Origin of the sequence: Allobosea lathyri, from assembly GCF_900108245.1 — a bacterium.
GTDB classification, from domain to species: Bacteria; Pseudomonadota; Alphaproteobacteria; order Rhizobiales; family Beijerinckiaceae; genus Allobosea; species Allobosea lathyri.
Map to the genome: position 1 here is coordinate 357491 of NZ_FNUY01000002.1, position 21918 is coordinate 379408.

Consider the following 21918-nt stretch of genomic DNA (forward strand, 5'->3'; position numbering starts at 1 on the left):
CTCACGCTGCCTGGATCTGGCAGAGCGTCGCCTTGCCTTCATGCATGCCCGTCACGGGGTCATAGCCGTAGGTCGTGATGGTGTTGACGCTTTCGCCCAGCACGATCGGCGAGGCGCCTGGCGGGTAATTGCCGCGCTGGTCGACACCCTGGTACCAGCCGCCGAAATGGAACGGCATCCAGGCGACGCCTGGGCCGACCCGCTCGGTCACCAGCGCCTTCACCCGGGCGCGGGCGCCCTCGGGCCCCGCGACCCAGACCCATTGGCCATCGACGATGCCCCGCTGGCCGGCATCGCGCGGATTGATCTCCACGAACATGTCCTGCTGAAGTTCGGCGAGCCATTTGTTGGAGCGCGTTTCCTCGCCACCTCCCTCGAACTCGACGAGGCGTCCGGAGGTCAGGATGATCGGGAAGCTCTTGGCGATACCGCTGGCGACCGCGCCGTTCTGGTAGGTTGCGCCGAGATTGGGCATGCGCAGCGTCCGCTCGTCGGCCCGCGTCGGATATTTCGCGACGAGATCGGGGCGCGGCGTGTAGATCGGTTCGCGATGCACCGGCACCGGATCCGGCAGGTTCCAGGCGATGGCGCGGGCCTTGCCGTTGCCGAAGGGGCAGACGTTTTTCTCGAGGCAGACGCGCTGGATGCCGCCCGAGAGGTCGGTCGACCAGCTGACGGTGCCGGGATTGCCGCCGCCGATCTGTTCGATCGTTGCCCTTTCTTCGGGCGTCAGATCGGCATCCCAGCCCAGGCGCTGGAAGACCGCATAGGTGAATTCCGGATAACCGTCCTGGATCGGCGAATCGAGGTTCCAGGAGTTCTGCGCGAGCAACGTCTCGCCATTGCGCTCCAGGCCGAAACGCGGACGGAAGGCGCCGCCACCATCCATGATGCGCAGATTGGTGTTGTAGAGGATGTGGGTGCCGGGATGGCGCACCTCGGGCTTCCCCCAGCACGGCCAGGGCAGGCCGTAATAGTCGCCGCCTACGTCGGCGGCGTCCTTGGGGGCGCGCAGCGAGACGATGTCGAACTTGCCCTGGTTGGCCATATGGGCCTTGAGACGCTCGGGCGACTGCCCGGTGTAACCGGTGGACCAGCCGCCGCGATTGATCTCGCGCAGCAGGGATTCGGCCTCCGGCTCGTCACCGAACTTGCCTTTGACCAGCTTGATGTTCTTGAACATCTCGGTGGCGAAGCCGAGCTTCTGGGCAAATTTGTAGATGATCCAGTAGTCGTTGGCGGATTCGAATATCGGCTCGACGATCTTCTCGCCCCATTGCAGTGAGCGGTTCGACGCCGTGCGTGTGCCGTCGCATTCGAAGCTCGTGCAGGCCGGCAGGACATAGGTGCCGTCGCGCCGGTTGTGGAGCGAGACGAAATTCGTCGGATGCGGGTCGATGATGACCAGCATCTCCAGCTTGCCGAGGCCTTCCACCGCGCCGGGCACACGGGGAATCGTGTTGCCGCCATGGCCCATGACGAACATCGCCTTGATGTTGTCCTTCTGGTCGACCTGATCCGTCGGGAGCAGTGTCGCGTCGAACCAGCGCGTGGAGGGAATTCCGGAGACCTCCATGTTCTGCTTGGCGGTTCGCGCGGCACGGCCTGCCTTGGCGGGCACATCGTCGAAGCGCGAGACGAAATAGTCGTAAGGCACGTCCCAGACGCGGGCCCAATGCCGCCAGGCGCCCTCGACCAGGCCGTAATAGAGCGGCAGATTGCTGACATCGAGGCCCAGATCGGTCGCGCCCTGCACATTGGTGTGGCCGCGGAAGATGTTGGCGCCGGTGCCCTCCTTACCGACATTGCCGGTGAGCAGAAGCAGCGTGCAATACGCCCGCACATTGGCGGTGCCCACGCTGTGCTGCGTCGCGCCCATGCACCAGATCAGGGTCGACGGCTTTTCGGTCGCGAACATCTTCGCGACGCGCTCAAGCTGCGCGCCGGGAACCCCGGTGACATCCTCGACGGTCTTGGGATCCCATTTCTCGACCTCTTTCAGCGCCTCGGACATGCCGTAGACACGCTTGGCCAGGAAATCCTTGTCCTCCCAGCCATTCTTGATGATGTGCCACATCAGGCCCCAGATCACCGGGATGTCGGTGCCCGAGCGGATGCGGACATACTCCGTGGCGTGGGCGGCGGTGCGCGTCATCCGCGGATCGATGACGATCATGTTGGCGCGGTTGATCTCCTTGCCGGAGAGCACGTGCTGCAGCGAGACCGGATGCGCCTCGGCCGGATTGCCGCCCATGATGATCATGGTCTTGGCGTTGCGGATGTCGTTGTAGGAGTTGGTCTGGGCGCCATAGCCCCAGGTGTTTGCGACACCCGCGACCGTGGTCGAATGGCAGATGCGGGCCTGATGGTCGACGTTGTTGGTGCCCCAGAACGCCGCGAACTTGCGCAGCAGGTAGGAGGCTTCGTTGGTGAACTTCGCCGAGCCGAGAATGTAGACGGAATCGGCACCGGACTTCGCCCGGATGTCGAGCATCTTGTCGCCGATCTCGTTGAAGGCCTGGTCCCAGGAGATGCGCTGCCACTGGCCGCCGACAAGCTTCATCGGGTATTTCACCCGGCGCTCGCCATGGACGATCTCGCGCACCGACGCGCCCTTGGCGCAATGCGTGCCGCGATTGATCGGGCTTTCCCAGGCCGGTTCCTGGCCGGTCCAGACGCCGTTCTGCACCTCGGCGCGTACCGTGCAGCCGACCGAGCAGTGGGTGCAGATGTTCTTCCTGATCGTGATCGCGACGCCGGGCTCCGGCGGCGAGATCGCTTCCGCGCGCCGCACGGCGCCCAGGCTCAACGCGCCGACAGCCGCCGCGCCGGCAACGCCGAGACCGGAACGGGCGAGAAAGGTGCGTCGGTCCATCACGCCCGAGGTCAAACCGCCGGCAAGACCCGCCAGGCGGCTGCGGGTCGCATCCTGGGACCTGCGCTTGATCAGCATGGCTTAAGTCCCCTCAGTAACGGTTGGTGCGATAAAAGGCCTGCACGTCGGGCGCGTCGGGCTGATAGCGCGCCTTGGTGCGCTCCGCCTTGGTCTCGCGAACCGACGATTTGCCTGGCTGCTGGGCCTCGGCCTCGGGCGCGGCACCAACGAGCGCGGCAGCCGCCACCGCGGTGGCGCCGGTCATCGCCTTCAGGACATCGCGGCGCAAGGCCGTGGTCCCCTGCCCGCCGACCTCCTGCCCCTTATCCGTCCCTGTCTCGTTCGACATCGGTCCGTCCTCCATCATCTGCTCCGGCGCCTAGGCGTCGAAGGAGAAAGCCTCGCTCTCGATTTCCATGAACAGCCGGCCCAACGCGCCGACGGCGCTGTAAAGGGGGCGGCCCTGAATCGTTTCCAGATCAGCGAAAAAACGCGCGGCCCAAGGCTTCAGATGTGCCTCGAAAAAGGCCTTCTCCGTCGCATAGCCGTCGCCGACTTCGCCCCTTGCCAGATTGGCCATCACATCGAACAGCAGCGCGATATGATCTTCCGGCTCGCAGGAGCCGTTCTCGCGGACGACGCCGAGCTCGACGAAAGACTGGCGCACCTCGGCAAGCGGCCGCTCATGCAGGAAGCCCGTCAGGTAATAGGATGCATAGGGCAGGAGCTCGCCGCGCCCGATCCCGATGAAGAGATCGAAGAACTCGCGATTGGCCGTCCCGAGATCGGTCTCGGATGCCGCCTGTGCGAGCTTCAGATGCGCCATGCCGAGCGGCGAGGCATCGCCCTTCAGGGCCGCCACCTGCTGCAACACCGCATCCGTGGGAGCCCTGAACAGCAGGCGGGCGAGCAGCCCGTATTCCGCCGCCCGGTGACGGTCCATTTCGTCGATTGCGGTCGCGCCATTGCCGGCTTGCGGCGCCGAATCGATGCTTGCATGGGTCTGGGGGTAGAGGTCAGGGCGCAACAGATGCCGGCCGACGCCCGTGATCTGCTCGACCGCTATGACGCGCTCGGGCGGGATGCGCTGCCAGTTCGAGACCGAAGGCTGCGAAATGCCGAGCGCGCGGGCGAGAGCACCTACCCCGCCGACGGCATTGATCGCCACTTCCAGGCCCTGCTCGCGCATCCTCTCGCCCGTTTTTGTGCCTCGGTCAGGTTCGGTGCATCTGTGAGGACACGTCCGATTCAAAGCCGAGGCTTATTCGGTTTAGAATAGCTACAAGCTATGAGCGCAGGGGGCAAGTTGGCCAATAGCCGCAGTCAGCCCGGCAGGGCGCCGCCATGCCGGCGCGGATTGGGCGCCATTTCGCTCCGTGTCGCGCGCGGGCTCGGGGGCTCGGAATGCTCGGAAGCGTCCATTTTTTTCCCCTGCCCGCCTTCTCCGATTCGATCCGCCAGCGGTAAGGGCTCGTTTTCCGGCAGTTTTGCTAGCGGCAGGTCGGCAGAAGCCACCGCTGCTTCGGTTGCGGCCTCGCCCTCTTCAGCCTGAGCCATATTGGGTTGGGCTATGGGTTTGATTGGTTCGCCGCGCTCCCCTGCAACCACGCGCTCGAACATGTCCGTCACTTCGCGGACCATCTCCGCGGATGTCTCCATCGGCCCGTAACCCGGAGCGCCTCCGGGGATGTTGTAGTCATAGGCATAGTCGAGAGCCGGATTGACGTAGTCGCGGATCGCAGGGTCGAGCAGCCACATGCGCCGTAAGGCGGCCGTGCGGATATCGGTTGGAACCCATGACTGCATGAAGGCCTGGAGGCTCTGGCCGGGCACGAGATCTTCGAGGCGCGGCAGTTCGGCGATGAGGTCCTCAAGTGTGCGGCCCTCCGGCAGAGCCGGTTCGGCGACCGGGGCCGCCACGGGCGCGGCAGCCTTCTCCGGGTCCCGCTTGCGCCGCGACCAGCGTGCAAGGAAGCCCTCCCCGCCCTCGTCGGCGCTCATGACTGCCCCCCGCCCGGCGGACGACGCAGATTGGCGGGGTGACCGAGCCCGACCGGCTCGACAGCGTTGTCGTCCTTCCGATCGCGCTTGCGCTTGAAGAAGGTCTGCTCGACATGATGCGCATCGAAGAAGGCCTGAAGCTCGACCGCGATCTCGTGCGGCATCGGCAGGGCTTCGACCCTGTCGGTCACGACATCGACGAAGGCCTCGCCCTCATAGGGGTCGATGGTCGCTCCGGCGACGCGCCAGAGACCCTCGCCGTCCTCGCGCAAGGCGACCCAGACGGCGGGGCGGCCCGATACGAGATTGTCGCGGTAATGGGAGGTTTCTCCGGAATGAAGGGTCAACTCGGCCGGGCCGAGATACCAGCGTTCAGACGTTCCCTCCTGCCCGATCAGCGTCTGCGGCGCGACCTCCGGCAGGCCCGGCAGGACAGCCTCGGGAAACCATTCGAAATCGATCCACGGATTGCTGAGCTTGCGCTTCACCGCGACGATACCGACCGTCATGTAGCGGACTGGCATGGCATCCTCCTCACGCTTGTGCGCCGGCCAGCGGCAGGCCGACGATGAGGTTCTGCGGCTTGAGGCGCAGCGTCATGTCCTCACTGAACGCCATGATGAGATAGACCGGCTTGCCGGCAATTTTAGGGGAGACATTGCGCGGATCGGCAAAGTCGAGCCGGAACAGCCCGCAGATGCGCGCCGCGACGGAAGGCTCGACCGCCTCGCCTTTCCAGAATGCGTTGCCGATCGCGGTCGCCTGCGCGTCGAGCCCGACGAACCAGCGCCAATCCGCATCCTCGATGCGCGCCTCTGGTGTCACGGTCACCGTGATGCCAAGCATGTGGCCGATCCAGATCTCGACGACGCGGCAGAGCGCCTCGCGCGCTCTGGGATCGCCGCCGACATTCAACGCCATCGAGAACGCATCCGAGCAGGACCAATAGGTTGCCGCGTTCGGCTCGCTCATCACCTCCAGTTCGGCCATGGCATCGCCGCCGAGCATCGCGGCCAGCGGCGCCGTATGCATCAGCGAACTGCGCTCCGCCTCAAACCCCTCGATCAATTCCGCATCGGCGAGCAGCAGCGTGCCGTCCCTGAAGGATGCCTTTTGCGGGCGGAAGAACAATTCAGCCGCACGAAGAACATAAGGATCATCGCAACCATCGAGCGCATTGCGCAGGATGAGATGCACGAGTTGGTTGAGGAACAGCGGCGGAATGCCCGCCGCGCCCTGTCGTATCATGTCGAGATAGGCCGCTTCGATGCTGGGACAGGCAAGCAGCCGATCGCGGAAACCGATCATGAACGCCCAGTTCTCGCGCGCGTCCTCGTCTTCAATCGCCGCGATCATCGCCTGTGGCACCGGCCGCGCCGGGGCTGTCATGAGCATGGCGTGCAGGGCGCGCTCGGCGGCACAGGCATCCTCGGGCGGTACCAGCTCCGGACGCGCGAGATAGGCGAGGATCATCTCGTCGGTGACGGCGAGGCCGCCGCCTTTGGTCGGCTGGGTCATATGATGGCCCGACGAGACCCAGAATTCCTTGATGGTGCGGGTCGCGTGGTTCACCTGCGGGTCTCCATCATGCCGATAAGATCGACCTGCTCCGCCACTTCGCCATCCTCGATCACTTCGTGATCCTCGATCACCTCATGGAAGGAGAAGGCCCGGATCTGCGCATGCAGGCTATCAGCGCCCGGCGCAAGCTCCCGCGGCTTGAGCGTGCGGAACTGCTCGCGGATTTCGCCATTCTCGACGAAGCGATGCATCGCGACCAGCGTGCCCTCGTCGTGATCGGCCAGCGAAACCGAGAAGGCGATTTCCTCCTCGGCTGCCATGCGGGCTGCTGCCATGTCCGGCGCGCCGAGTTCATCGCAGAGATGCCGCGCCAGCGCCCCGACCGCTGCCTCGCGTTCATCTGGCCGAATCGGCTGGACCACGCTCAGGGTCGAAAAGCCCAGACTGTCGACACCGACGAATCCGGCGCGGAACGCAGTGCGCTGCTTGCCATCGAAGCCGGCAGGATCACGCCCCCAGAAGAGGAACGAGCCCGCCACGGCCCACTCGCCCGGTTCCGCAGCATGCGCGAACACGAAACGATCGGACGGGTCGAGCCTGATGGTGCGGAGCATCTTCACAGTTTTGGCGCTCCCGTATCGCGATCATACCAGGCGGCGGCCTCGAGCCCCGAGCGAAAACTGCTGCGTCTGACGGCACTGGTCACGATCGAGCGCGTCAGGAGATCGCCGTCGCCATCCAGTTCGCGATCGTCGCCGGGGCGTTCCTTGGCAAGGCGGGCGAGATAATCGGAGGCAATCGGCTCAAAACCGTTGTTTTGCCAGATGTCGACCTGGCGCAGAAAGAAGCGGGCGAAACTCTCCACCAGCGTGGCCGGCCCGAGCCCGTCGAAGCCTTCATCGTCGAGCGCTGCCGCTTTGGGTGCCTGGCCGGGCTCGACGAGGCCGGCGAAGGTCACGCGGATGATCGCGCCGACGACGAGCCAATCCGGCACCGCATCCTCGGCGCAGCCCTCCGGCCAGCCGATGCGCGCGCCGCCGACGAGCCCGCCATCGAAACGGATGCAATCCGGCCAGTCGAACGTTACATCCCGCTCGGGCGGGCAATGGGCCGAGATTGCATCGCCGACGGCGTTCATGGCCATGAACAGAGCTTTTCGCGCCTGGGCGAGCGGCTCCAGTGGCTCCAGCACGACGGCGAACTCCGCGACATCGAAGCGCCGCACCCAGACGAGCGTCCCCGCCCCCTCCTCCGCGGCTTTACCGCAGGCATGGGCGAAGGCATCGCCGGATTCGCGGAGCGCCACGACCGAGAACCCGGGTGGAAGGGAAAGCGTTGCATGCGTGTCCGAGGCAATCAGCGGCATTGGAGTATCCGGAGCTAGCCGCCAGCACGCGGCCGAGGGTCGCATGATTTTTCTTTCGACCACTTCCAATATATGACGGGAATGGGCGGTGGAAAGTGCCGCCGACTGGAGAGCAGCATGGCAGCTGGCACCACCTTCCTCTGTTCCTGCGAGGAAACCATGCCCCTGCATGGGGAAACGGTGGCGAAAGCCTGCCGGACTAAGGTGCGGACCGCCCATCAGCTCTGCCGCAAGGAACTGGACTTCTTCAAGACCGTCCTGGCGCAGGACAGCGAGGTGACGGTCGCCTGTACCCAGGAAGCACCCCTGTTCGAGGAGGTCGCCGGCGATATCGGCTTTGGCGGCCGGCTGACCTTCGCCAATATCCGCGAGCAGGCGGGCTGGTCGAAGAATGCGAAAGCGGCAGGTCCGAAGACCGCCGCGCTGATCGCCGCTGCCGCCGAGGAGATGCCGCCCGTTCAGGCCGTGACGCTCGAATCGAAGGGCGTTGCGCTGATCTATGGCCGCGACGAGACCGCGATCACCGTTGCGCGCCGGCTGGCCGACACGCTCGACGTCACCGTCCTGCTGACGCGCCCCGGCGAGGTCACTCCGGCCGCGACGACCGATTTTCCCGTGGTCAAGGGCAGCATCACCTCTGCAAAGGGGCATCTCGGTACCTTCGACCTCGCCGTCGACGATTACGCCCTGCCCTCGCCTTCCTCGCGGCGGGCCTATCTCTGGCAGGCGCCGCGCAACGGCGCGTCCTCCTCCTGCGATATTCTGATCGACCTGTCGGGTGGCGCATCGCTCTTCCCGACCCCGGAGCTTCGGCCGGGATATCTGCGCGTCGATCCGCGAGACCTGACGGGCATCGAGCGGTTGATCGGCGAGGCACGCGGACTCGTCGGCACCTTCGACAAGCCGCGTTTTATCCAGTTCCGCGAGGATCTCTGCGCCCACTCCCGCTCCAAGATCACCGGCTGCACGCGCTGCCTCGATCTGTGCCCTACAGGGGCGATCTCGCCCTCCGGCGATGTCGTGTCGATCGATCCGGCCGTCTGCGCCGGCTGCGGGCAATGTGCGGCCGTCTGCCCGACGGGGGCCGCAGCCTATGCCCTGCCGCCCGCCGATGCCTTGATCCGCCGTCTCCGGAGCCTGCTCACGACCTATCGCGCGGGTGGCGGCGCAACTCCTGTGGTGCTGCTCCATGACGGCGACCATGGCGCCCCGTTGATCGATGCGCTGGCCCGTTTTGGGGATGGGTTGCCGGCTCATGTGCTGCCGCTCGCGGTTAACGAGATCACGCAGATCGGGCCTGAGATGCTGGCGAGCGCGCTGGCCTATGGGGCGGCGGGCGTGGTCATCCTCGGCCGCGCCAAGCCCAGGCACGACCTGATGGGGCTTCACGCCACGCTCGCCATGGCAGGCACCGTCGCCGATGCCCTCGGCTATGGCCGCGACATCCTGCGCCTCGTCGAGACCGATGATCCCGATCGCCTCGCTGCCGATCTCGCGCTGCCCTTCGCGACGAAGCCAGCTCCCACCCCTGCCAACTTCCTGCCCATGGGCGGCAAGCGCGGTCTGCTGGAGATCGCTTTTGGCGAATTGCATCGCGTGGCGCCGGCGCCTGTCGACGTCGTCCCGCTCGCCAAGGGCGCCCCTTTCGGCAAGATTCAGCTCGACAGGGACGCCTGTACGCTGTGCCTCGCCTGCGTATCCGCCTGCCCGACCAGCGCGCTTGCCGACAATCCCGACAAGCCTGCCCTGTCCTTCAGCGAGAGCCTGTGCGTGCAATGCGGCCTGTGCGAACAGACCTGCCCGGAAGATGCGATCTCGCTGGTGCCGCAGATCGACTTCATCGCCTGGAGCGAACCCAAGCGCGTCCTGAAGGAAGAAGAGCCTTTCCATTGCACCAGTTGCGCCAAGCCGTTCGGCACGCGTTCCACCATCGAGCGGATCGCGGCGAAACTTGAAGGGCACTGGATGTTCTCAGGCGCAAACGAGGCCCGTCGCGCCGCGCTGTTCATGTGCGAGGATTGCCGGGTCGAGCGCGTCGTCAACGAGAGCTTCGACCCCTATGGCGCACCTGGCCGCCCGGCCGTACGGACGACCGACGACTATCTGCGAGAGGCCAAGGCGGCAAAGGACAGGCTGAGCTGAGGCCCAGCCTCCTTCGGATCAGCCGGGCAGCCGATCAGCTGAGCATGCGCGTGTCCCCGCAGACCGAGACTTCCTGGCCTGAGATCGTTTTGGCGAAGGGCGAGGCCAGGAAGACGATCTGCTTGGCGATGTCGTTGGGGTCGACGAATTCCTTGATCGAGACGCCGGCGAACAGGCGCTGGGTCATCTCCTCATGCGAGATGTTGAAGCTGCGCGCCTTGTTGGCGATCACGCTCTGGATGCGCGGCCCTTCGACGAGACCGGGGCAGATCGCGTTGGCCCTGATGCCGAATTCGCCGAGCTCAGCCGAAAGCGCCTTGGTGAAGCCGATCACGCCCCATTTCGCGGCGCCATAGGGCGAACGCAGCGGAAAGCCGTGCTTGCCGGCCTGGCTCGACAGGTTGACGATGCTGGCATTGGCGGATTGCTTGAGGTGCTGGACCGCAAGCCGCGTGCAATTGAACTGGCCGGTGAGGTCGATGGCGAGACAGCTGTCCCAATCGGCAGGATCGATCTCGTCCACGCGCCCGGTCGGTCCGGCGATGCCGGCATTGTTGACGAGGCAATCGAGACCGCCAAGCGTCGTCAAGGTCTCTTCGAACAGTCTCGCTACGGCGCCACGGTCAGACACGTCGCAGACGGACTGCGTGATCGCCGGGTCGCTGCTGGCCATCGCCCCCATTGCCTCCCGATCGACGTCGCAGATATGCACCTTTGCGCCTTCGGCGGCGAAGGCCCGCGCCGTCGCGCGGCCGATACCGTTGGCTCCGGCGGTGATGAGAACGCGCAAGCCTTCGATCTGCAAATCCATCGTTTTCTCCCTTGATTGACGTCAGCTCGCCAGGCGGCCGACACTTTCGATATGAGCCGCAGCTGCCGCGATATCGGCTTCGAGCGCGGCACGGGCAGCGGCCGAATCACGCCGGCGCAGCGCATCGAGCAGGGCCGCATGCGCCTGCATGGCGCTGCCGCCTTTCAGCCGCCGCGGCTCGCCGCGCATGTCGATGTTCAGGATGGGGCCAGCCTTGAGCCAGAGCCGTTCGATCATCTCGATCAGGCTCGGCATGCCCGCCGCCTCATAGAGCGCGAAATGCAGGTCGCGATTGGCTGCGACTGCGCCGGCAGCGTCAGGCGGGTCGGCAGTGGCGGCTCGCCGGAAGGCCGCTTCATGCGCAGCGACCTGCGCGATCTGCTCAGGCGTCGCATGACGCGCCGCCTCCTCCGCCGCAAACCCCTCGACGACCAGCCTCAGGCGCGTCAATTCGCGGAACTGGCCGAGTGTCAGCATTGGCACGCGCACGGCCCGGCCGGGCAGCACTTCGAGCGCCCGGTCGGCCGCCAGACGGCTCACCGCCTCGCGCACCGGCATCATCGAGACACCCAGCGCCTCGGCAACGCGTCGCAATGAGAGCTTTTCACCCGGTGCAAGACGGCCTGCGACCAGGAGCGCGCGCAGTTCCGCGGTGACGCGTTCGCCCAGCGTCTCGCGAGTGAGCGCGCCGACCTCCTCCAGAACCCACGGATCGCGCGCCGCCGATACGCCGTCTTGCGCATCTTCGGGCGGGGGCGAGACACGGTCGGGTGGGGGCTGGACAGGGGCTATCATGTCTGCCAACCTAACTGTGATCACAGATCACGACAAGCGGCTCCAAAGACCGCAAGCCAAGAAAATCACGGGTCACATCAACCCGCGCACAGCGCGGAACGGTTCTGGGAGGAACGCGTATGACGGATCATCAGCAGTCGAAATTTCGTGTGTCGCGCCGTCAGGCGATCGCCGGCCTCGGTGCCGGTGTGGCGACTGGCCTCATCGCCAGCCCCTCGCTGATCCTGGCGCAAACACCCGACGCCATCCGCTACGGGCATCTAACACCGCGCACCGGCTTCCTCGGGCCGCTCGGCGAATATGGCGTGATGGCGGTCGACCTTGCCACGGAGGAGATCAATGCATCCGGCGGCGTGATGGGCCGCAAGCTCGAGGTGCTGAAGGAGGATTCGGTCAATCCGCAGACCGCCTCGACCAAGGCCGAGCGCATGATCGAGCGTGACAAGGTCGCCTGTATTCTCGGCGAGATCTCGTCGGCCTCCTGCCTGACGATCTCGCAGGTCGCCGCGCGCAACAAGACGCTCTTCGTCAACACCGGCGGCAATTCGGACGCGCTGCGCGGCGAAAGCTGCAACCGCTACATGTTCCATGTCGAGCACCAGAACTCGATGTATGTGAAAAGCTGTGGGCGCTCGCTGATGGCGCAGGGGCTGGTGAAGGGCAAGAAGTGGTTCTCGCTCACCGCCGACTACGCCTTCGGCCATGACCTCTTGAAGGTCGCCAAGCGCTTCATGGAAGCCAATGGCGGCCAGTTCGCCGCCGACAAGCTGGTGCCGACCGACGCGACGGACTTCTCGGCCCTGCTGCTCGAAATCCGCGCGGCCAAACCCGATCTCGTGATCTCGAACCTCGCCGGCAACCAGATCACCAATTTCCTGAAACAGTATTCGGAGTTCGGCCTGACCTTCCCGGTCGCCGGATTCGGCTTCGATACGGCGCTGGCCTGGGCGGCGGGCAAGGATAATTTCGGCGGCGTCTGGCCCTGCGTCTGGCACCATCTCATCGACACGCCGGAAACCAAGAAGTTCGTCGCCGCCTTCACCAAGAAATACGGCAAGCCGCCAGAGAACCAGGCCTGGGGCGACTATATGGCCGTCAAGATCATGGCGCAGTCGATGAACGAGTTGAAGAGCGCCGACACGGCCAAGATCCTCGAATATTGGGAGAAGGGCGCGAAATTCGACGTGATGAAGACCCGTCCCGGCTATTTCCGCGCCTCCGATCACCAGTTGATGAGCGAGATGTACACCATCACCGCCCTGCCGGCGGCGCAGGTCAAGAACCAGTGGGACCTCTTCACCTCCTCGCCCCCGGTACCCGGCCCCAATGAGGATCTCGAGGTCATCGCCACTGTCGGCGACGAAGCCGTCTGCAAGATGAGCTGAGGCTCCTCCGTCGTTCTCGGGCGGCGCGCAGCGTCGACCCGAGAATCTCATGGCGAGAGGCTTCTGGTTTCCGAGATGGTCGGGTCAAGCCCGACCATGACGCGCCGCTGATGCATCCCCGCGCACCGCATTCCCCAGCAAAGGCCAATCCTTGCTCACCCTCTTCATCCAGCAGGTACTGAACGGGCTGCTCGACGGGGTTTATTACCTCCTGATCGCGCTCGGCCTGTCGCTGATCTTCTCGCTCGGCGGCATCGTCAACCTCGCCCATGGCGCCTTCTATGCCATCGGCGCCTATCTCACGATCGTGCTTGCGCCCCATATCGGCTTCGGCGGGGCGATCATCGCCTCCCCGCTGCTGGTCGCGTTGATCGGCATCGTCGTCGAACGCGGCCTGTTCCAGCGCTTCTATCGCTCGGACCCGATTTTTTCGCTGCTGCTGACCTTCGGCCTCGCCATGGTGGCCGAGCAGTCCCTGCGCATGATTTTTGGCGCGCCGCCGCTCTCCTTCTCGATCCCCCCGGAACTGCGCGGCCAGATTTTCATCGGAGACTTCATCTATTCGCGCTACCGGGCGATGCTGCTGCTGATCGCGGCGGCCTGCGTGCTCGGCCTCTGGTTCCTGCTCCAGCGCACGTCCTTTGGCCGGGTCGTGCGCGCCGGCGTCCAGAACCCCGACATGGTCGGCGCTCTCGGCATCTCGCTGCAGCCCTATATGGTCGCCGTCGCCGGTATCGGCATCGGCCTTGCGGGGCTCGCCGGCGTGCTGCTCGCGCCGATCTATTCGATCCATCCGGCCATGGGCCAGGAGATCATCACGCCCGCTTTCGTCGTGGTCGTCATCGGGGGCCTGGGCTCGTTCTGGGGCGTCGTGGTGGCTGCCCTTATGGTCGGCCTCGTCAAGGGCATCACGATCGGGCTCGGTCTGACGCAATGGTCGACCGCCGTGATCTATCTGATGATGCTGCTCGTCCTGCTGTTCCGGCCACGCGGCCTGTTCGGCGAACGCATCCAGCGCTTCGAGTGAGGAACTAAGATGACTTCCTCCCAGCGCGATTATGCGCCACTCCTGATCGCCGCAGCCGGGCTGATCGCCTTGCCTTTCCTGATGCATGCGATCGGCCTCGGCACGACCTCGGCGACAGAGATCGTCGTCTTCGCCATCGCCTGCATGGCGCTGAACATCCTGGTGGGAACGACGGGGCTGGTCTCCTTCGGCCACGGCGCCTGGTTCGGGCTTGCCGCCTATGCGGCCGGGCTGATCCAGCGCAACTGGCTGCCGGGGCAGTTCGCCTTGCCTATCCTGCTCGCGGTCGCTTTCGTGGCGCTGCTGGCCTTCGTCTTCGGGGCGCTGATCCTGCGCCGCAAGGGTGTCTATTTCTCGCTGCTGACGCTGGCGCTCGCGGCGATGACCTATTCGGTCGCGTTCCGCTGGACCGCGGTGACCGGCGGTGAGGATGGCTTGGGCGGGATCAAGCGGCCACTGTTCCTCGGCATCGATTTCGAGGCGGCGCTGCCCTTCTACATGCTGGTCGCGACCATCGGCATGGTCGTCATCTACGCGCTCTGGCGCTTCCACCGCTCGCCTGTCGGCACGGTACTGGTCGCGATCCGCGAGAACGAGCAGCGCGCCCGCTTCCTCGGCTACGCGACAGACCGCTACAAGCTCGTGGCGTTCACGATGTCGGCGGGGCTGACCGGACTTGCCGGCTCGCTCCTGCTCTTCAACAACCGCATGACCTCGGCCGATCCGATCTCCGTCGCCTTTTCCGGCGAGTTGCTGGCTATGGTCGTGATCGGCGGCATGCGCTCGTTTCTTGGCCCTGCGCTGGGCGCCCTCTTCTTCGTGATCTTCCGCGACTACCTCTCCAGCATCACGCCGAACTGGCTGTTCTGGTTCGGCCTGCTTTTTGTGGCCTTCATCGTCTTCTCCCCGACAGGGCTCGTCGGCGTCGGGGAAAGGCTGCTACGGCCCTTCCGCAAGCAGTCGGCCGGAGATGCCGCGATGTCGGCGCGTCAGGCCGGCGCGGTCACGCTGCCCGATTTCATGAAGCCGGCCGATATCGTCGACGGGCCGATCCTATCGGCAAGGGGGCTCGCCAAGAGCTTTGGCGGCATCAAGGCGGTCGAAGGCGTGGACATCACCATGCATGACCGGCGGCTGCACGCGCTGATCGGCCCCAACGGCGCCGGCAAGACGACCGCCTTCAACCTGATCTCCGGCCTGTTCGCGCCCGACCGCGGCGAGGTCAGGCTGCGCGACCGCCAGATCGGCGGCCTTTCACCCGAAGCGATCACGCAGGCAGGCATCGGCCGCGCCTTCCAGATCACCAACCTGTTCCCGACACTGTCGGTTGCGGAGAACGTAAGGCTGGCCGTGCAGGCGCGAGCGGTCGAGCGTTTTAATCCCTGGCGCGCCGCATCCTCGCTTGCCGAGGTCAACGACCAGACCAAAATCGTGATCGAGACCATGGGTCTGCGCGGAATCGACGGCGCCGAGGCTGGCTCGCTCAGCTATGGCGGCCAGCGCCTGCTCGACATGTCGCTCGCACTCGCCACGAAGCCGCGGGTGCTGCTGCTCGATGAGCCGCTGGCGGGTCTGGCGGCTGCCGAGCGTGAGCGCGTCGGCAATCTCATCAAGTCGATCTCGACCGACCTGCCGGTGCTGTTGGTCGAGCATGATATCGACCGCGTCTTCGCCATCGCCGACCATGTCACGGTGATGAACGAGGGCAGCGTTCTCGTCGACGGCACGGTCGAGGATGCACGGTCCTCTCCGCGCGTGCAGGAGGTCTATATCGGCTCGGGCGCGCATGCGCTGGCGCAGAAGCCACGCACCAGCGCCGCAAACGAGACCGTGCTGCTGGGTCTCGACGGCGTCGATACCTATTACGGCAAGAGCCATATCCTGCGGCAGGTTTCCTTCGACGTTCATGAGAACGAGATTGTCGCCCTGCTCGGTCGCAATGGCGCCGGCAAGTCTACCCTGCTCAAGACCGTCACCGGCATTGCCCCGCCCGCGACCGGCACGATCACGCTGGCGGGAAGCGACATTGCCGGACGACCCCCCGCTGCGATCGCCCGCGCCGGGATCGCCTATGTGCCGCAGGGGCGCGGGCTCTTCGCCGGCATGAGCGTCAAGGACAATATGGAGCTCGGCCGCCTCAAGCGCGTCACCGGCAACGGCACGCATTGGGACGACGACAAGATCTTCGCCTTCTTCCCACGCATCAAGCAGCGCTGGCATTCGCCTGCCGACTATCTGTCGGGCGGCGAACAGCAGATGGTGGCGGTGGCGCGTGCGCTGTCGGGCGATACCCGCGTGCTGCTGCTGGACGAGCCTTTCGAGGGGCTGGCGCCTGCGGTGGTCGAGGAGCTTTTCGAGGCTTTCGACAAGCTCAGGCAGGAGATCGCCATCGTGATCGTCGACCACCATCTCGATCTCGCCCTGGCGCTGTCGGACCGGACCGTCGTGCTCGAACGTGGCGCCGTCGTGCATACCGGCCCCTCGCGCGCGCTCAGCCAGGATCTGGCATTGCGCCGGCAGGTGCTGTGGCTGTGACGAGCTTTCTCTTCCCCTCAGCCCTCATCCTGAGGAGCGCCCATCGGGCGCGTCTCGAAGGATGCTCCAGATCGCTCCGGAGCCTCCTGAAACATCCTTCGAGACGCCGCTGCGCGGCTCCTCAGGATGAGGGCTGAGAGATGGATCGGACACCAAAGGACCTTACTGCATGACCAAGATCGCCATCGTCGGCTCGGGCCTTATCGGCCGCGCCTGGGCCACCGTCTTCGCCAGCCATGGCTTCGAGGTCGCGCTGCACGACGTCGCAGCGGGTGCCGCCGAAGCTGCCCGCGCCCATATCGGCACAAATCTCGAGGAACTTGCCGGCCACGGCCTCGTCGCCGACCCCAAGGGTTCGCTCAGCCTCATCCGCGTGGCTGCGGGGCTTGCGGATGTCCTGGAAGGAGCTGATCTCGTTCAGGAAAACGGGCCGGAAACCATCGAGGCCAAACGGCAGCTGTTCGCGGAGATGGATTCGATCGCGCCCTCCTCCACCATCCTTGCCTCTTCGACCTCCTTCATCATGGCGTCGGCCTTCAGCGAGAGCCTGAAGGGACGGGCGCGCTGCCTCGTCGCGCACCCGGTCAACCCGCCCCATCTCGTGCCGATCGTCGAACTGGCGCCTGCCCCGTGGACCGACCCCGCTGTGGTGGAGCGCGCCAAGGCGATCTACGAACAGGCCGGCCAGGTTCCGATCACCCTGCGCAAGGAGAAGCCCGGCTTCGTCCTGAACCGGCTGCAGGCCGTTCTGCTGGCGGAAGCGTTCCGCCTTGTCGGCGAGGGCGTGGCAAGTGCCGAGGATGTCGACAAGACGATCCGCGATGGGCTGGGCCTGCGCTGGTCGTTCATGGGGCCGTTCGAGACGATCGAACTCAATGCGCCGGGTGGCATTCCCGATTACTGCGCCCGCTACGGTGCCTCCCTGACCCGCATGGTCGCCGATAGCGCGGGCGGCGATCCCTTCGGGACAGAGACTGTCGCGACTGTGATGAGCGAATGGCGGGGCGTGCAATCGCCCGAGCGGGTCAAGCGGCTCAGCGACTGGCGCGATACCCGGCTCGCTGCTCTGCAAGCCCACAAGCAAGCGTCAGCTCGGAAGCCCGAATGAAACACGCCGTCATTCCGGGGCTTCGCGCAGCGAAGAGCCCGGAACCCAGAACCGCAAGCGGCAGGCCAAGAACGCCAACATATCGACGGCGTCGCTTCTAGGTTCCAGGCTCGCGGCTCCGCCGCGCCCCGGAATGACGCCGTGGTTCGCAGCCCACGTTCAATCGAAACCAAAGGACCCCACGCCATGGCAAAGAACCGCAAAGTCATCATCACCTGCGCGGTCACGGGCGCGATCCACACGCCCTCGATGTCGCCTTATCTGCCGGTGACGGCGGACGAGATCATCGACGCGGCCGTGGGTGCAGCCGAAGCCGGCGCGGCGCTGGTGCATGTCCATGCCCGCAACCCCAGGACCGGCCAGCCCGACCAGTCGCCGGAAGCCTTCGAGCCCTTCCTGAAGGTGATCAAGCAGCGCTCGAACTGCGTGATCAACATCACCACGGGCGGCGCGCCGACGATGGGCATCGAGGAGCGTCTGGGCCCTTGCGCGCATTTCAAGCCCGAGGTCGCCTCGCTCAACATGGGCTCGATGAATTTCGGGCTCTACCCGATGCTCGCGCGTTTCAAGGACTTCAAGCATGACTGGGAGCGGCCCTATCTCGAGGGTTCGAAGGACCGCATCTTCAAGAACACGTTCCAGGATATCGAGAACATCCTGACGACCTGCGCCGAGAACGGCACGCGTTTCGAGATCGAGTGCTACGACATCGGCCATCTCTACACGCTGGCGCATTTCGTGGATCGCGGGCTCGTCAAGCCCCCCTTCTTCGTCCAGTCGGTGTTTGGCATCCTGGGCGGCATCGGCCCCCATCCAGAAGACGTCATTCACATGAAGCGCACGGCCGACCGGCTCTTCGGTGACCAATATCAGTGGTCGGTGCTGGGCGCGGGTCGCCATCAGCTGCCCATCGCCGCGATGGCGGTCTCGATGGGCGGAAACCTGCGCGTGGGGCTGGAGGATTCGCTCTGGCTCGGGCCGGGCCAGTTCGCCAAATCGAACGCCGACCAGGTCAAGGCCGCGCGAATGATCATCGAAGGGCTCGGGCTGGATGTCGCGACGCCCGAGGATGCCCGCGAAATGCTGGAGCTCAAGGGCGCGGACAAGGTCGCGTTCTAGCAGGCCGTGCACTTGTCGCCCCTTGCATGACGATCTCGCAGGATCAGCTTTCCTGCGAGATCCTCATGCCGTCGAACGCGACTTCAATCCCCGAAGGCAAGCGACTGGAAAGGCTTGCGAAATCCAGGTCGACATGCAGGTTCGTCAGGATCGCGCGGCGCGGTTTCAGGGCAGCGATCGCCTCGAGCGATTGCGCCAGATGGAAATGGCTGGGATGCGGCGTCTCCCGCAGGCAGTCGAGGATCAGCACATCGAGATCAGCCATCGCGCTCATTGCAGCCAGCGGAATCAGGCTGACATCGGGCGCATAGGCCAGTCTGCCGAAGCGAAAGCCGAGCGCATCATAGTTCGGGCCATGTTCAAGCCTGAACGGCTCGGCCTCGATCGCGCCGCCGGCGCCCTCGATGACGAGCGGGCGCCCCGCATCCATCCGGCCCAGATCGAGGATCGGAGGGTAGTAGCTGCCCGGCGGCGTCTCGAAGAGATAGCCGAAACGCGATTTCATCGATGCGCCGGTCACCGCGTCGGCATAGACCGGAATCCGGCGCTTTGCATGCAGCACGAGCGCGCGGAGATCGTCGATGCCATGGGTGTGGTCGGCGTGATCATGGCTGAGCAGGACCGCGTCGAGCGCGGGGACCTCGGCATCGATCAGCTGCTCACGTAAATCAGGCGATGTATCGACGATGAGACGCGTGGTTCCCTCAACGCTGGAGCGTTCGACGAGGATCGAGCAGCGCCTGCGGCGGTTCCTCGGATCGGCAGGGTCGCAAGCGCCCCAGCCGGAGCCGGGACGCGGCACGCCGCCGGAGGAACCGCAGCCAAGGATGGTCACCGTCAGCGTCATGGGGCTGCGATCTCAGGCGACCCGCGCGACAGGCGCCGCGTGGTCCATCTTCCAATAACAGCGGCGGGCATTCTCTGTCGTCAGGCGGGAAATCTCGTCGAAGCCGACGCCTAGGGTGTCGCCGAGAACACGCGCCGTTTCAACCACATAGGAGGGTTCGTTGCGCTTGCCCCGGAACGGAACCGGCGCAAGATAAGGCGCATCTGTCTCGACCAGAAGGCGGTCGCGCGGGATCATACGGGCGATCCGGCGGAGGTCTTCCGAGGTCTTGAAGGTCAGGATTCCCGAAAAGGACACGTAGAGCCCCATCTCCACGCCGGCCATGGCGAGCGCCTCGCCTGCCGTGAAGCAGTGCAGGATGGCGGGAAAGGCACCTTTCCCCATCTCCTCGCGCAGAATGGCGATCATGTCGTCATCGGCCTGGCGGGCATGGATGACGAGCGGCAACTGCGTTATCCGCGCCGCTGCGATGTGAGTGCGCAGGCCTTGAGCCTGCGCCTCGCGCGGGCTCTTGTCGTAATGATAGTCGAGCCCGGCCTCGCCGATCGCGACGCAGCGCGGATGCCGCGACAATGCGACGAGCTGCTCGACTGTCACGTCCAGTTCCTCATGCGCGCCATGGGGATGCGTGCCGACGCTGCACCAGACCGAGGCAAAGCGCTCGGCAAGAGCGGCATAGGTGGCGAAGCGCGCGACGCGGGTCGAGATCGTGACCATGCGGCCGACCCCCGCAGCTTCGGCGCGCGCGACATAGGCCGGCAGCTCCTCCGCGAAATCGGGAAAGTCGAGATGGCAGTGCGTGTCGATCAGCATCAGGCCGCCTGCCCGTCTTCGGGCTCGACAAAGCGCGGGAAGATCGCGCTCGGCGCCGGCAGCGCCGTACCGCTCACGAGCCTGCCGCCCTCGCCCAGCGCGGAGAAGTTGCGGGCGTCCTGGCCGACGCCCAGCAGGTCGAGCAGCTTTCCTGCCGCGTCGGGAATGACCGGCAACGCCAGGATCGCGACCTGGCGCAGGGTTTCAGCCGTGACGTAGAGCACGGTGTCGCGCCGCGCCGGATCGGTCTTGGTCAGGCGCCAGGGTTCGTTCGCGGCGAAATAGCGGTTCGCCTCGGCCACAACGGCCCACAGATCGGCCAACACGACGTGCAGTGCGAAATCCTGCATCGCTGCGCGCGCCTTGCCGAGCGCCCCGTCCGCCAGCGCCAGCATGGCCTCGTCGCCCTCGGTCAACGCTCCACGGGCGGGAACCATACCATCGCAGTTTTTGGCGATCATCGACAGCGAGCGCTGCGCAAGGTTGCCGAGGTCATTGGCGAGGTCGGCATTGATGCGTCCGACGATCGCCTCGTGGCTGTGATTGCCGTCCTGGCCGAACGAGACCTCGCGCAGGAAGAAATAGCGCAGCTGGTCGACGCCATAGGCATCGGCGAGCGCGAAGGGATCGACGACGTTGCCGAGCGACTTCGACATCTTCTCGCCCTTGGAGAGCAGAAAGCCATGGCCGAAGACGCGCTTGGGTAGCGGCAGCCCCGCCGACATCAGGAAGGCCGGCCAATAGACGGTGTGGAAGCGCACGATATCCTTGCCGATGATATGAACATCGGCCGGCCAGTAGTGCCAGCGCGGGTCAGTCTCGTCGGGAAAGCCGCAGCCGGTGACGTAATTGTTCAGCGCATCGACCCAGACATACATCACATGCCGCTCGTCGCCGGGAACCGGAAGTCCCCAGTCGAAGGTGGTGCGGCTGATCGAGAGATCCTCGAGCCCGCCTTTGACGAAGGAGACGATCTCGTTCTTGCGCGTCGCTGGCGAAATGAAGTTCGGCACATCCTCGTAGAGCTTCAGCAGCTTGTCCTGATAGGCCTTGAGGCGGAAGAAATAGCTCTCTTCCTCGACCCATTCGACAGGCGTGCCCTGCCCGCCCAGGCGCGTACCGTCAGCCAGGAGCGTGGTTTCCTCCTCGCCATAGAAGGCCTCGTCGCGCACCGAATACCAGCCGGCATATTTTGCCAGATAGATATCGCCATTGGCCTCCATCCGGCGCCAGAGCTCCTGCGTCGACGGAACATGGTCGGCGTCGGTGGTGCGGATGAAACGGTCGAAGGAGCAGCCCAGCCGCTCTTCCATCTGCTGGAAGCGTTCCGCGATCTGATCGACGTAAGCCTTGGGCGCAAGACCGTTCTGGGCGGCGGTGCGCTGCACCTTCTGCCCATGCTCGTCGGTCCCCGTCATCGCGAAAACGTCGTAACCGTCGAGGCGCTTGAAGCGCGCGATCGCATCCGACGCCACCATCTCATAGGCGTGGCCGATATGCGGCGGCCCATTCGTGTAGTGGATCGCGGTCGTCAGGTAGAATTTAGGGGCCGTGGCCATCTTGTGTCCGAAAG

At 65.3% G+C, this 21918-nt stretch carries 19 protein-coding genes; 6 read left to right on the forward strand and 13 right to left on the reverse strand.

From position 1 onward, the window contains the following. Position 1: 1 nt before the first annotated feature. The 8 genes from C4S73_RS06040 to C4S73_RS06075 all read right to left on the reverse strand — a co-directional run bounded on the left by C4S73_RS06040 (position 2) and on the right by C4S73_RS06075 (position 7934). Complete coding sequence (locus C4S73_RS06040) at positions 2-2953, reverse strand: formate dehydrogenase subunit alpha (RefSeq protein WP_103871568.1); 2952 nt, start codon at positions 2951-2953, stop codon at positions 2-4. A gap of 13 nt (positions 2954-2966) precedes the next feature. Beyond that, positions 2967-3224 carry a hypothetical protein gene (locus tag C4S73_RS06045; RefSeq protein ID WP_146071286.1) on the reverse strand — a complete coding sequence of 86 codons (258 nt, stop codon included), beginning with the start codon at positions 3222-3224 and terminating at the stop codon, positions 2967-2969. 30 nt (positions 3225-3254) lie between these two features. Then, positions 3255-4064, reverse strand: a complete 810-nt coding sequence (locus C4S73_RS06050) for a Cro/CI family transcriptional regulator (RefSeq protein ID WP_103871570.1) — start codon at positions 4062-4064, stop codon at positions 3255-3257. A gap of 134 nt (positions 4065-4198) precedes the next feature. Further along, positions 4199-4876: a DUF3306 domain-containing protein gene (locus tag C4S73_RS06055; protein WP_103871571.1), complete on the reverse strand. Its 678-nt coding sequence runs from the start codon at positions 4874-4876 to the stop codon at positions 4199-4201. Further along, complete coding sequence (locus C4S73_RS06060) at positions 4873-5400, reverse strand: DUF3305 domain-containing protein (RefSeq protein ID WP_103871572.1); 528 nt, start codon at positions 5398-5400, stop codon at positions 4873-4875. Before C4S73_RS06060 ends, C4S73_RS06055 begins: the two co-directional genes overlap by 4 nt. Positions 5401-5410: 10 nt before the next feature. After that, a complete protein-coding gene (locus C4S73_RS06065) occupies positions 5411-6427 on the reverse strand; it encodes a DUF6352 family protein (RefSeq protein WP_103871856.1) in 1017 nt (338 codons plus the stop codon). Positions 6428-6444: 17 nt separating this feature from the next. Then, positions 6445-7011, reverse strand: a complete 567-nt coding sequence (locus tag C4S73_RS06070) for a DUF6505 family protein (protein ID WP_103871573.1) — start codon at positions 7009-7011, stop codon at positions 6445-6447. A 2-nt stretch (positions 7012-7013) separates the two neighbouring features. After that, positions 7014-7934: a biotin/lipoate--protein ligase family protein gene (locus C4S73_RS06075; protein ID WP_244595458.1), complete on the reverse strand. Its 921-nt coding sequence runs from the start codon at positions 7932-7934 to the stop codon at positions 7014-7016. Between C4S73_RS06075 and C4S73_RS06080 the strand changes: the two genes are divergently transcribed. Then, positions 7881-9905, forward strand: coding sequence for a 4Fe-4S binding protein (locus C4S73_RS06080; protein ID WP_244595459.1), 2025 nt, complete (start codon positions 7881-7883; stop codon positions 9903-9905). The two genes, C4S73_RS06075 and C4S73_RS06080, sit on opposite strands and share 54 nt — an antisense overlap. Before the next feature lie 34 nt (positions 9906-9939). On the opposite strand, the gene C4S73_RS06085 is transcribed toward C4S73_RS06080, so the two are convergent. Continuing rightward, positions 9940-10716, reverse strand: a complete 777-nt coding sequence (locus C4S73_RS06085) for an SDR family oxidoreductase (RefSeq protein WP_103871575.1) — start codon at positions 10714-10716, stop codon at positions 9940-9942. Positions 10717-10737: 21 nt separating this feature from the next. Continuing rightward, positions 10738-11511 (reverse strand): GntR family transcriptional regulator, encoded by a 774-nt coding sequence (locus tag C4S73_RS06090; RefSeq protein WP_103871576.1) that lies wholly within the window; start codon positions 11509-11511, stop codon positions 10738-10740. Between the two features lie 119 nt (positions 11512-11630). Here C4S73_RS06090 and C4S73_RS06095 point away from each other — a divergent pair, with 119 nt between their 5' ends. The 5 genes from C4S73_RS06095 (at position 11631) to kce (ending at position 18685) form a co-directional block, all read left to right on the forward strand. Continuing rightward, positions 11631-12896, forward strand: coding sequence for an ABC transporter substrate-binding protein (locus C4S73_RS06095; RefSeq protein ID WP_103871577.1), 1266 nt, complete (start codon positions 11631-11633; stop codon positions 12894-12896). A gap of 151 nt (positions 12897-13047) precedes the next feature. After that, positions 13048-13923: a branched-chain amino acid ABC transporter permease gene (locus C4S73_RS06100; protein ID WP_103871578.1), complete on the forward strand. Its 876-nt coding sequence runs from the start codon at positions 13048-13050 to the stop codon at positions 13921-13923. A 9-nt stretch (positions 13924-13932) separates the two neighbouring features. Continuing rightward, positions 13933-16458, forward strand: a complete 2526-nt coding sequence (locus C4S73_RS06105; RefSeq protein ID WP_103871579.1) for a branched-chain amino acid ABC transporter ATP-binding protein/permease — start codon at positions 13933-13935, stop codon at positions 16456-16458. 169 nt (positions 16459-16627) lie between these two features. Further along, on the forward strand, positions 16628-17566 hold the full coding sequence (locus tag C4S73_RS06110) for a 3-hydroxyacyl-CoA dehydrogenase (RefSeq protein ID WP_103871580.1): 939 nt from the start codon (positions 16628-16630) through the stop codon (positions 17564-17566). Positions 17567-17752: 186 nt separating this feature from the next. Then, entirely contained in the window at positions 17753-18685 is a 933-nt protein-coding gene (gene kce, locus C4S73_RS06115; RefSeq protein WP_103871581.1) for a 3,5-dioxohexanoate:acetyl-CoA acetone transferase, read from the forward strand. Positions 18686-18728: 43 nt separating this feature from the next. Here kce and C4S73_RS06120 read toward each other — a convergent pair whose 3' ends face one another. From C4S73_RS06120 to metG, 3 genes are read right to left on the reverse strand one after another with little or no spacing between them, the layout of a single operon-like run. Continuing rightward, a complete protein-coding gene (locus C4S73_RS06120; protein WP_103871582.1) occupies positions 18729-19532 on the reverse strand; it encodes an MBL fold metallo-hydrolase in 804 nt (267 codons plus the stop codon). Positions 19533-19544: 12 nt separating this feature from the next. Then, positions 19545-20345: a TatD family hydrolase gene (locus C4S73_RS06125; RefSeq protein ID WP_103871583.1), complete on the reverse strand. Its 801-nt coding sequence runs from the start codon at positions 20343-20345 to the stop codon at positions 19545-19547. Continuing rightward, the gene (metG, locus tag C4S73_RS06130; RefSeq protein ID WP_103871584.1) at positions 20345-21904 is read right to left on the reverse strand and encodes a methionine--tRNA ligase; all 1560 of its coding nucleotides are present in this window, start codon (positions 21902-21904) and stop codon (positions 20345-20347) included. The genes C4S73_RS06125 and metG overlap by 1 nt, the downstream gene beginning before the upstream one ends. Between the last annotated feature and the right edge of the window lie 14 nt (positions 21905-21918).

Coding starts and splice junctions, on each gene's coding strand:
- C4S73_RS06040 (WP_103871568.1), bottom strand. CDS start 2,953: ATGCTGATCAAGCGCAGGTCCCAGGATGCGACCCGCAGCCGCCTGGCG.
- C4S73_RS06045 (WP_146071286.1), bottom strand. CDS start 3,224: ATGTCGAACGAGACAGGGACGGATAAGGGGCAGGAGGTCGGCGGGCAG.
- C4S73_RS06050 (WP_103871570.1), bottom strand. CDS start 4,064: ATGCGCGAGCAGGGCCTGGAAGTGGCGATCAATGCCGTCGGCGGGGTA.
- C4S73_RS06055 (WP_103871571.1), bottom strand. CDS start 4,876: ATGAGCGCCGACGAGGGCGGGGAGGGCTTCCTTGCACGCTGGTCGCGG.
- C4S73_RS06060 (WP_103871572.1), bottom strand. CDS start 5,400: ATGCCAGTCCGCTACATGACGGTCGGTATCGTCGCGGTGAAGCGCAAG.
- C4S73_RS06070 (WP_103871573.1), bottom strand. CDS start 7,011: ATGCTCCGCACCATCAGGCTCGACCCGTCCGATCGTTTCGTGTTCGCG.
- C4S73_RS06080 (WP_244595459.1), top strand. CDS start 7,881: ATGGCAGCTGGCACCACCTTCCTCTGTTCCTGCGAGGAAACCATGCCC.
- C4S73_RS06075 (WP_244595458.1), bottom strand. CDS start 7,934: ATGCAGGGGCATGGTTTCCTCGCAGGAACAGAGGAAGGTGGTGCCAGC.
- C4S73_RS06085 (WP_103871575.1), bottom strand. CDS start 10,716: ATGGATTTGCAGATCGAAGGCTTGCGCGTTCTCATCACCGCCGGAGCC.
- C4S73_RS06090 (WP_103871576.1), bottom strand. CDS start 11,511: ATGATAGCCCCTGTCCAGCCCCCACCCGACCGTGTCTCGCCCCCGCCC.
- C4S73_RS06095 (WP_103871577.1), top strand. CDS start 11,631: ATGACGGATCATCAGCAGTCGAAATTTCGTGTGTCGCGCCGTCAGGCG.
- C4S73_RS06105 (WP_103871579.1), top strand. CDS start 13,933: ATGACTTCCTCCCAGCGCGATTATGCGCCACTCCTGATCGCCGCAGCC.
- C4S73_RS06110 (WP_103871580.1), top strand. CDS start 16,628: ATGACCAAGATCGCCATCGTCGGCTCGGGCCTTATCGGCCGCGCCTGG.
- kce (WP_103871581.1), top strand. CDS start 17,753: ATGGCAAAGAACCGCAAAGTCATCATCACCTGCGCGGTCACGGGCGCG.
- C4S73_RS06120 (WP_103871582.1), bottom strand. CDS start 19,532: ATGACGCTGACGGTGACCATCCTTGGCTGCGGTTCCTCCGGCGGCGTG.
- C4S73_RS06125 (WP_103871583.1), bottom strand. CDS start 20,345: ATGCTGATCGACACGCACTGCCATCTCGACTTTCCCGATTTCGCGGAG.
- metG (WP_103871584.1), bottom strand. CDS start 21,904: ATGGCCACGGCCCCTAAATTCTACCTGACGACCGCGATCCACTACACG.